The sequence below is a fragment of the Flavobacterium sp. genome (assembly GCF_029242675.1).
Lineage (GTDB): Bacteria > Bacteroidota > Bacteroidia > Flavobacteriales > Flavobacteriaceae > Flavobacterium.
In genome coordinates this window covers 1-9,809 of sequence record NZ_JAQWTM010000085.1, presented here as the reverse complement: position 1 = coordinate 9,809, position 9,809 = coordinate 1, and the positions used below count along the sequence as shown (strand labels likewise).

Sequence of the window (9,809 nt, the reverse complement as noted above, 5' to 3'; positions counted from 1 at the left end):
AAGACCTTTGGGATCGCCCTGAAGGTGGTGGCGGACGCACCCGCGTTATCGAGAACGGACAAGTTTTTGAAAAAGGGGGTGTTAATATCTCAGCAGTGCACGGCAAATTACCTGAAGCCATGCAAAAAATGTTTGGTGTAGGCGAAGCTGATTTCTTTGCCTGCGGACTAAGCTTGGTTTTGCACCCAAGAAACCCAATGGTCCCTACGGTACACGCGAACTGGCGCTATTTCGAAATGTATGATGATAAAGGTGATGTGATTCAGCAATGGTTCGGTGGTGGACAAGATTTAACACCTTATTATTTGTTTGAAGAAGATGCCATTCATTTTCATCAGACGTGTAAAACAGCTTGCGATAAACACAATCATGATTTTTATCCAAAATATAAAAAACAATGTGATACTTATTTCTGGAATGCACACAGAAACGAAGCACGTGGAATTGGAGGCTTGTTCTTCGATTATTGTAAAGCGACTGATGACATGAGCATGGAGAATTGGTTTGACTTTGTTTCTGAAGTTGGAAATAGTTTCTTGCAAGCTTATGTTCCAATTGTTGAAAAAAGAAAAGATTTGGAGTATTCTCCAGCCCAAAAAACATGGCAAGAAATTCGTCGTGGTCGTTATGTGGAGTTCAATTTGGTTCATGATAAAGGAACATTATTTGGTTTGAAAACCAATGGAAGAATTGAATCAATTTTGATGAGTTTGCCACCGCACGTGCAATGGGTGTATGACCATCATCCAGAAGAAGGCAGTGAAGAAGAGAAATTAATCAAGGTATTAGAAAGTCCAGTTGATTGGTTGTAAAAGCTCCATAGGAGCGACATATTTGTAGACAAATTTCAATGCGATTTTATTGAATCCCGTAAGGATGACATATTTATAGACAATATTCAATGCGTTTTTTATTGAATCCCATAGGGATGAAATATTTATAGACAATATTCAATGCGGTTTTATTAAATCCCATAGGGATGAAATATTTTAAATAATATCAATTTCAAATGGCAAATACCTATATGCAATTATATATCCAAATTGTCTTTGCCGTTAAAGGCAGGCAAAATCTAGTTTCCACAATTTGGAAGGATGAATTATATAAATACATCACAGGAATTGTCACTAACGAAGGTCAAAAATTAATTGCTATTAATGGAATGCCAGACCATATTCATATTTTGATTGGATTAAAACCTGACAAATCATTGTCTGATTTGGTTAGAGCAATCAAAGCTAATTCCTCTCGTTTTATAAATGAGAAAAGATGGATTAATGGTAAATTTGAATGGTAAACTGGATTTGGTGCTTTTTCGTATAGCCATTCTCAACTAACAAATGTTATAAATTACATCCAAAAACAAGAAGAGCATCATAAAAAGAAAACCTTCAAAGAAGAATATGTTGATTTTTTGAAAGCATTCAATGTTGATTTTAAAAATGAATTTATCTTTGATGATGTTTAAAATAATATGCCACCCCGCTGGGGTTTGGTTTTTGTAAATTGACACACATTTCTATAATTATACCGCTCCCATGGAGCTAAACGCTAAAATATATGTTCCCATTACAAAGAGGTAGAAGATTAAGAACCAATGAATCTATTCGGTCATTAGTTCGTGAGACGACTTTAAGTCCGTCAGATTTTATGTTTCCCATGTTTATTGCAGAGGGTGAAAACGTACAAGTAGAAATTGCTTCTATGCCCGGAATCTTTCGTCGTTCGATAGATTTAACGGTAAAAGAGGTAAAAGAATTATTTGATTTAGGTATTCGCGCCGTAAACATTTATGTAAAGGTCAGCGAAGATTTAAAAGACAATACGGGTAAAGAAGCGTGGAATGAAAACGGATTAATGCAAGACGCTATTCGTGCCATTAAAACGGCTTGCCCAAAGATGATCGTAATGCCTGATGTAGCTTTAGACCCTTATTCTATTTACGGCCATGACGGAATCATTGCAAACGGCGATGTCGATAACGAAGCAACAAACGAAGCCTTAGTAAAAATGGCAGTGTCACATGCGCAAGCAGGAGCCGATTTTGTAGCGCCAAGTGATATGATGGACGGACGCGTATTGCGATTGCGCCAAGGTCTTGATGCTGCAGGTTTCCATAATGTGGGCATCATGAGCTACTCGGCCAAGTACGCTTCGGCATTTTACGGGCCTTTTCGAGATGCTTTAGACAGCACGCCAAAAGACACTACAAAAAGTGCTGAGCTTGTCGAAGTACCAAAAGATAAAAAAACCTACCAAATGGATTATGCCAATCGTATAGAGGCGATCAAAGAAGCACTTTGGGATGTTGAAGAAGGTGCCGATATGGTCATGGTAAAACCCGGAATTGCTTATTTAGATATCGTTCGTGAAGTAAAAAATGCCGTAAATGTACCCGTGACGGTCTATCATGTTTCTGGTGAATATGCTATGATCAAAGCAGCAGCCGAAAAAGGGTGGTTGGATCATGATGCGATTATGATGGAGCAATTAATGTGCATTAAAAGGGCAGGAGCAAGTTTGATTTCAACTTATTTTGCCAAAGAAGCAGCTATATTGCTTAACGCAAAATAATACTGTTTTTACAGCCTATTTTCGTAAATTGGAGTAAATCAAAAACAACAAAATGATGAAAAAATATATAGTTTTAGCCCTAGTTGCTTTAAGTTCTTGCAAGAATACTGACGACAAAGGGACAGAAAAGGCAAAGAAAGAAGTCACTGCCTCAGATGATTTTACACCAGCTCAAGTGGGAAAAATTATTTTCGAGGGAAAAGGAAATTGTACCTCTTGCCACAACGTCGATTCAAAGTTAATCGGACCTAGTTTGCAAGATATCGCCAAGATATACAAAGAGAAAAACGGAAACATTATTTCGTTTTTAAAAGGCGAAAGCGAAGCGATTGTAGATCCATCGCAATACGAAATTATGGCCACTAATTTGGCCCTCACTAAAACCTTTACCGATACGGAGCTGCAAGCAATTGAGGCGTATACGTATTCAACTTTACAATAAGGAGCTATTCTCGCTATCCGCTATATCTCTTGTGGTGAACACCACCACAAGAGGATGCCGCTACTATCAAGGCTAAAAAACAAGAACCATTCGTATTGCGAGTGGTTTTTATTTTTAATAGACATTTTAAAATTTTGAGTACTTTGCAACTCTTAACCTGAATTTATGGAAACAGTTCATATCAAAACACCATTAGGAATTGCAACAATTGTGGGTAATCACGATGGGGTTTCATCCGTTTCCGTTAGTGATGAAGGAGTTGTTAGTGATGTAATACCAGAAAGTTTACAAGAAGCGGTTACACAACTAACAGACTATTTTAATTTTAAACGAATCGCTTTCGATTTCAAACTAAATCCTCAAGGAACTGCTTTTCAACAAAGGGTGTGGTTGTCTTTACGAGATATTCCTTTTGGTAAAACAAGAACCTATCTCGAGCAAGCCAAAATTTTAGGAGACGTCAAGGCGATTCGGGCGGTGGCTGCAGCCAATGGTAAAAACCCATTGTGGATTGTGCTGCCTTGCCATCGCGTTATAGGCTCAGATGGTTCGCTTACAGGCTATGCTGGCGGATTATGGCGCAAAAAGTGGTTGCTGGAGCACGAAAGTCCTAGCAGTCAACAAAGTTTATTCTAGAGTAGATACTAAAATCAGTAATATTCTTTAAATTCGTATCTAAGTATTTAGTTTTAAAAAATCTGTTTTAATGGGTAAGACCCGTAAAATCCAAGTGCCATAATTTATGATAGAAAAAATAAACCTCAATAATATTCTTTTCTTAGATATAGAGACCGTTCCTGAAGCCGCTAATTACAATGAATTAGATGCGGATATGCAAGGGTTGTACGAGCAAAAAACACAGTACCAACGCAAAGACGAGTTCAGCGCGGCGGAGTTTTACGATCGTGCCGGCATTTGGGCCGAGTTTGGAAAAATTATTTGCATCTCAGTCGGTTATTTTGTGATCAAAGGCGATGTTCGTAATTTTCGCGTTACTTCGTTCTTTGGCGAAGAGCCTAAACTTCTAAAAGATTTTAATAACCTACTTACCAATCATTTTAGTGGTCCTCAATATGTTTTGTGCGGACATAATGCGAAGGAATTCGATATTCCGTTTCTAGCGCGTCGCATGATCATCAACCAAATTCCAATTCCGGATAAGCTGAATTTATTTGGCAAAAAACCATGGGAGATTCCGCATTTAGATACTTTGGAACTCTGGAAATTTGGTGATTACAAACATTATACCTCTTTAAAGTTAATGTGTAAAGTGTTAGGAATCCCATCTCCTAAAGGTGATATCGACGGCAGCCAAGTAGGACATGTGTATTATGTTGATAAGGATATTGACCGTATTGTAACCTATTGCGAAAAAGACACCATTGCCGTAGCGCAAATATTTTTGCGTTTACGCCGTGAAGACTTGCTTATTGAAGATGAAATTATTCATGTGTGATAGAGGTGTTAATAGCTAGCTAGAAAATGCTTTTTGTACTTTACACATTACGCTGTTTACTTTATGGTTAAAATTTTTACATTTACAAAAAATATAAATTATGGTTTTAAGTAGATTTTGGTTGGTTATTTTTATTTCATCTATCATTTTTATAGTCGTGAGTTTGTTCACCGCCAATACGTATACCATTGATTTTGTTTTGAATGGAGTAAAAGGTGATCCAGTGCTTGTTTCTGAAAAATATTTAGAGCAGCTTCCTGTTTTTATAAAAGACAGTATCAACGCATCGCCCGAACAGACATTTGTAATGAACCGCGATCTTACCAATGCGGATACAACTTACGTTTACTCTAATAAAACAGTAAAAATTTTTAGCGGAATCCAAAAGTCTGATGGTTTACTACCTACTTGTAAAAGTACATTGGTAGATTTGATTTTGCCGCTAATCGCGTATTTAGCCTTTTTCTGTGGCTTGATGGAGTTACTAATTATCTCTGGAGCTTCCGGAAAATTAGCTACTGTTTTGAGTCCGGTGTTTGTAAAAGTGTTTCCAAGTATTCCAAAAAACCATCCTTCGATATCGTATATGACCTTGAATTTCGCTGCTAATTTCTTAGGATTGGATTCGGCTGCAACACCCTTTGGACTAAAAGCGATGGAGAGTTTACAAGAACTCAATCCAGATAAAGACCGAGCTAGTGATGCCCAAATTATGTTCATGTGTTTGCACGCCTCGGGCTTAACTTTGATTGCTACCTCAATTATCGGTTATCGTGCCGCCGCTGGTGCTGCGAACCCAGCCGATGTGATGTTGCCTTGTATTATCACTTCGTTTATTGGTACAATTGCTGCGTTTTTAATTGTAGGAGTAAAACAGAAAATTAACTTTAAAAGCGCTTCTTTAGTTGCTGCTTTAATGGGATTAATTGGAGCTATCGTAGGTTTGTTGATGTATGTGAATCAATTGGACTTGATTGGTAAAAACTATTTTACGAATAACCTTTCGGGATTAATTTTGATTGGAATCGTTGCTTTTACATTGACATTCTCTTTCAGAAAAGAGAAGAAATTCAGTGAGGCTAATACCACCGTTTTTGATTCTTTTGTAAAAGGAGCCAATAATGGAGTAAAAACAGGAGTAGTTATTTTTCCTTATGTTTTAGGAATGTTAGTGGCAATTTCCTTGTTTAGAAACAGTGGTTTATTCGAAATTATAAGTAACGGTCTAGGGTTTGTATTTTCAAATATGGGTGTCAATAAAGAAATTGTCGATGCTTTGCCAGTTGCTTTGTTGCGACCTTTTAGCTCTGCGGGATCACGTGGTTTCTTAATTGATTCGATGAATACCTTTGGCGCCGATTCTCTAACAGGGCGTTTGAGTAGCATTTTTCAATGTAGCGCCGAGAGTACTTTTTACGTGATTGCCGTCTATTTTGGATCGGTAAATATTAAAAACACCCGTTATGCTTTAACGACCATGCTTTTAGTTGACGTAATTTGTGTGATTACTGCCATTTTTGTGGCAAGCTGGTTTTTTTAAGGAGTAGATTGTGAATCGACTATTTAGTAAATTACTTTTTCTATGGGTTGGTACTTTTGTAAAGTGGCTCTTTTATGGCTTTGAAAAGTCAAGATGAGGTAGCTAAAGAAAATAATGAAACTTTGGGAATGATTGTTTGTATAATCCTAGGAGGTTTACTTTATTTTTATTTCTTTTGACTAACCTATAATTATAGAAACGGATAACCTTTAAAAAACATAAAAATGTCAAAATACGCTAAATACATCGCAATTGCACTTGTTATTTTATTTCTAGTAACGAGTTTAATGGGTTAGTAGCTTACTAGTCTTTTAATCGCTTCAACGTTGTTTCCTACTGTGAAACAACGTTTTTTATTTAGGTACAATCGAGTTTGTAGTTTTGTGCTTTTCAAAATATTGGTTTTGCGTCACATCGTTTTCTGGCTCAGATTCAAAAGGGAAGTGTCTTTATTTTTACTTCTAAGTTGTCTTTTCATCTTTCAACCCTCCAACTTTTAGAGGAGATTAACGGAATTATAATTCAAAATTCCTTCTACAATTCTTATATTTGAGGTTCTAAATCAAACTTCTAAATATGGACTTTATATACCAGGATCCTTATCCTATTTTGAAAGACGATACCCAATATCGCAAAATATCGTCTGATTTCGTAAAAGTAGAAAAACTAGGCGACCGTGAAATCTTGACGGTTGATCCAAAAGGACTTGAATTGCTTTCACAAGAGGCGATGAGAGATGTGTCGTTTATGTTACGTACTTCGCATTTGGAAAAATTAAGAGCGATTCTTGATGATCCTGAAGCGACGGATAACGATCGTTTTGTAGCGTATAATTTATTGCAAAATGCAGCTGTAGCCATCGAAGGACAGTTGCCGTCATGCCAAGACACCGGAACAGCGATTGTTATGGCTAAAAAAGGCGAAAATGTATATACAGGTGTCGATGATGCCCAATGGCTTTCAAAAGGGATTTTTAATACCTACCAAGAGCGCAACCTTCGTTATTCTCAAATTGTACCCATCAGTATGTTTGAAGAAAAAAATTCGGGATCTAATTTACCTGCTCAAATCGATATTTATTCTAAAACTGGAGCTACTTACGAATTTTTGTTTTTAGCCAAAGGTGGAGGATCTGCTAATAAAACCTATTTGTACCAACAAACGAAGTCTTTATTGAACGAGAAATCAATGGATGCTTTTGTTCGTGCTAAAATCATGGATTTAGGAACTTCGGCTTGTCCACCGTACCACTTAGCTTTTGTAATTGGAGGAACTTCTGCGGAAGCGAATCTAGCTGCAGTTAAAAAAGCATCGGCAGGTTATTTTGATAATTTACCTACAACAGGTAACATGGCAGGTCAGGCGTTTCGAGATTTAGAGTGGGAGAAAAGAGTGCAGCTTATTTGCCAAGAAAGTGCCATAGGAGCACAGTTTGGAGGAAAGTATTTTACTCATGATGTGCGTGTGATTCGTCTGCCACGTCATGCGGCTTCTTGTCCAGTAGGATTAGGAGTTTCTTGCTCTGCCGATAGAAATATTAAAGGTAAAATTACCAAAGACGGCATATTCGTGGAACAATTAGAGGTGAATCCTGGACGTTTATTGCCAGAAACAGCGCCTCATTTAGAACCAGCAGTTGATGTTGATTTGAACCGTCCGATGGCAGATATTTTGGCTGAATTATCGAAGTATCCAATCAAAACGCGATTGAAATTAAACGGAACCTTGATTGTAGCTCGTGATATTGCCCACGCTAAAATCAAAGAATTATTAGATGCGGGAAAACCAATGCCAGAATATTTTAAAAATCACCCTGTGTATTATGCGGGTCCTGCTAAAACGCCAGAAGGAATGCCATCAGGTAGTTTTGGACCAACAACCGCTGGTCGTATGGATGTATATGTAGAGGAATTTCAAAAGCAAGGCGGAAGTATGATTATGCTTGCCAAAGGAAACAGAACGAAACAAGTAACGAATGCTTGTAAAACCTACGGTGGTTTCTACCTAGGTTCCATTGGAGGTCCTGCTGCGATTTTGGCGCAAGACAATATCTTAAAAGTAGAAGTGGTAGATTTTGAAGAATTAGGAATGGAAGCCGTTCGTAAAATTACAATTAAAGATTTCCCAGCTTTCATCATTACCGATGATAAAGGGAATGACTTTTTCGAGAATTTATAAAAGACAATTATTTAGATAATACTCGCCATTTCTTATAGTACGTGTATCAAGTACCCGCATAGTTGTAGATGATAGGATCTACAACTATGCGGTTCTTTTTTATAGCCATCCTTACTTGGTGTTTTGGCCGTTGTTGTTTTACATTATTTTGGAGAATTAGATCCAGTAATTTTAATTGGTCCCTCAAAAAGTTCAAGAAATTCTGGTATCCTATTAGCATTGACCTCGCACTTCTAACAAGTATATTATATCATTATAAATCAAATATAGAGTAATTAGGTTATTTATAGGGTAGGATAAAATACGATAATATAGTTCTATTTCTAGTCTTAAATTCGTGATGTTGAAATTAGATAGGATAGTAATTTCAACTTTGTTTTGGTTTAGAATACAATTTTTTATTAAAGCAGCTAAATTCTTATGAATATTTGTTTTTACTTTTTTAACAGAAGATTTTGTTAAAAAATGTCCGAATGGGCTATCGATTTGTCCGAATGGGCTAGTCAAATTCGATTTAATAGTTCTAATTTCGCCCACAAAATAATATTTCAAAGTTAAAATCGCATAAAAAATAAACTAAAACCAATTCATCATGAGAACAAAATTACTTTCTTTATTAATGCTGCTTACAGTAGCAATTAATTACTCTCAAACCACTGCATCAGCGGCAGGAATCGCCGTACAAGGAATTGCAAGAGACAATAATAATACGGCAAGAGTTAGCGCCACTTTAAGTTTGACATTTCGTATTTATTACGGTTCTAATGTTCAAATTTATGAAGACACAAAAACGGTTACTACAGATGCTTTTGGTGTTTTTTCTATTGTTTTAGAACCAGGAGATAACAACAATATAGTAATAGCTAATACGCAAGCTTTCTTAAAAATTTCGGAAGGATCCACAATCATTTCTGACGAAAAACTAAAACAAGTGCCTTATGCCATATCTGCCGCAAACGGTGTTCCTACCGGATCTATCATGCCATTTATAGGTACTACTGCACCAGCAGGATGGTTATTGTGTAACGGTTCTGCCTTGCCTTCAGATGTTAATGGAGGAGCTGCGTTAAGAGCACTTATCGGGAATAATGCTCCTGATTTACAAGGAATGTTTTTAAGAGGTACGGGTACAAGTCCAGTTAACAGTCAGAACGGACCCGCTTTGAAAGGGACACAGGGTGACGATTTAAAAAGTCACTTACATGCTAGTGGGTCGCTAGTAAACAGTACAAATGGTCAACATAATCATAACTCAAATAATAATAGAGATTTGTTATTAGTTAAAAAGGACACTGGTAATACTCCCGGAACTTTAGATGCTAGTAATGACGAAATCAATGTTGTCGCTACTCAAAACATACCTAATGATGGTAATCATACCCATACTATAACTGGTTCAACTGCTACTACAGGAGGTTCAGAAACTCGCCCAGTAAACTACGGAGTAAACTACATTATAAAGTTATAAGCTGTAATTATGAAAAAAATAATTATAGCTTTATTCCTTGGCTTGATAGCCACGGGACTGAGAGCGCAAAATACCGCCGGTGCCAAAGTGGTTCCTAGCTCTCAGGCTATCCAAAAAAATGGGTATACTATTCAAGTTGGACTCCCTTATT

The 9,809-nt window shown here is 36.9% G+C and carries 8 protein-coding genes and 1 pseudogene; all 9 read left to right on the top strand.

All coding sequences use genetic code 11. From position 1 onward, the window contains the following. The coding region (gene hemF, locus P8M54_RS03530) for an oxygen-dependent coproporphyrinogen oxidase (protein WP_300285243.1) at positions 1 to 812 on the top strand (812 nt) is incomplete at its 5' end. Between the two features lie 197 nt (positions 813 to 1,009). Beyond that, a pseudogene (gene tnpA, locus P8M54_RS03525) lies at positions 1,010 to 1,468 on the top strand (IS200/IS605 family transposase). A 92-nt stretch (positions 1,469 to 1,560) separates the two neighbouring features. Continuing rightward, complete coding sequence (hemB, locus tag P8M54_RS03520; protein ID WP_300285240.1) at positions 1,561 to 2,574, top strand: porphobilinogen synthase; 1,014 nt, start codon at positions 1,561 to 1,563, stop codon at positions 2,572 to 2,574. Between the two features lie 52 nt (positions 2,575 to 2,626). Then, positions 2,627 to 3,016, top strand: coding sequence for a c-type cytochrome (locus tag P8M54_RS03515; protein ID WP_366525117.1), 390 nt, complete (start codon positions 2,627 to 2,629; stop codon positions 3,014 to 3,016). A 165-nt stretch (positions 3,017 to 3,181) separates the two neighbouring features. Continuing rightward, positions 3,182 to 3,652 (top strand): methylated-DNA--[protein]-cysteine S-methyltransferase, encoded by a 471-nt coding sequence (locus P8M54_RS03510; protein ID WP_300285237.1) that lies wholly within the window; start codon positions 3,182 to 3,184, stop codon positions 3,650 to 3,652. A 106-nt stretch (positions 3,653 to 3,758) separates the two neighbouring features. After that, positions 3,759 to 4,472: a 3'-5' exonuclease gene (locus P8M54_RS03505; RefSeq protein WP_300285234.1), complete on the top strand. Its 714-nt coding sequence runs from the start codon at positions 3,759 to 3,761 to the stop codon at positions 4,470 to 4,472. Positions 4,473 to 4,572: 100 nt separating this feature from the next. Further along, positions 4,573 to 6,012: a nucleoside recognition domain-containing protein gene (locus tag P8M54_RS03500; protein WP_300285231.1), complete on the top strand. Its 1,440-nt coding sequence runs from the start codon at positions 4,573 to 4,575 to the stop codon at positions 6,010 to 6,012. 576 nt (positions 6,013 to 6,588) lie between these two features. After that, positions 6,589 to 8,190: a fumarate hydratase gene (locus P8M54_RS03495; protein ID WP_300285229.1), complete on the top strand. Its 1,602-nt coding sequence runs from the start codon at positions 6,589 to 6,591 to the stop codon at positions 8,188 to 8,190. A gap of 592 nt (positions 8,191 to 8,782) precedes the next feature. Further along, positions 8,783 to 9,658, top strand: a complete 876-nt coding sequence (locus tag P8M54_RS03490) for a tail fiber protein (protein ID WP_300285226.1) — start codon at positions 8,783 to 8,785, stop codon at positions 9,656 to 9,658. Positions 9,659 to 9,809: the final 151 nt, after the last annotated feature.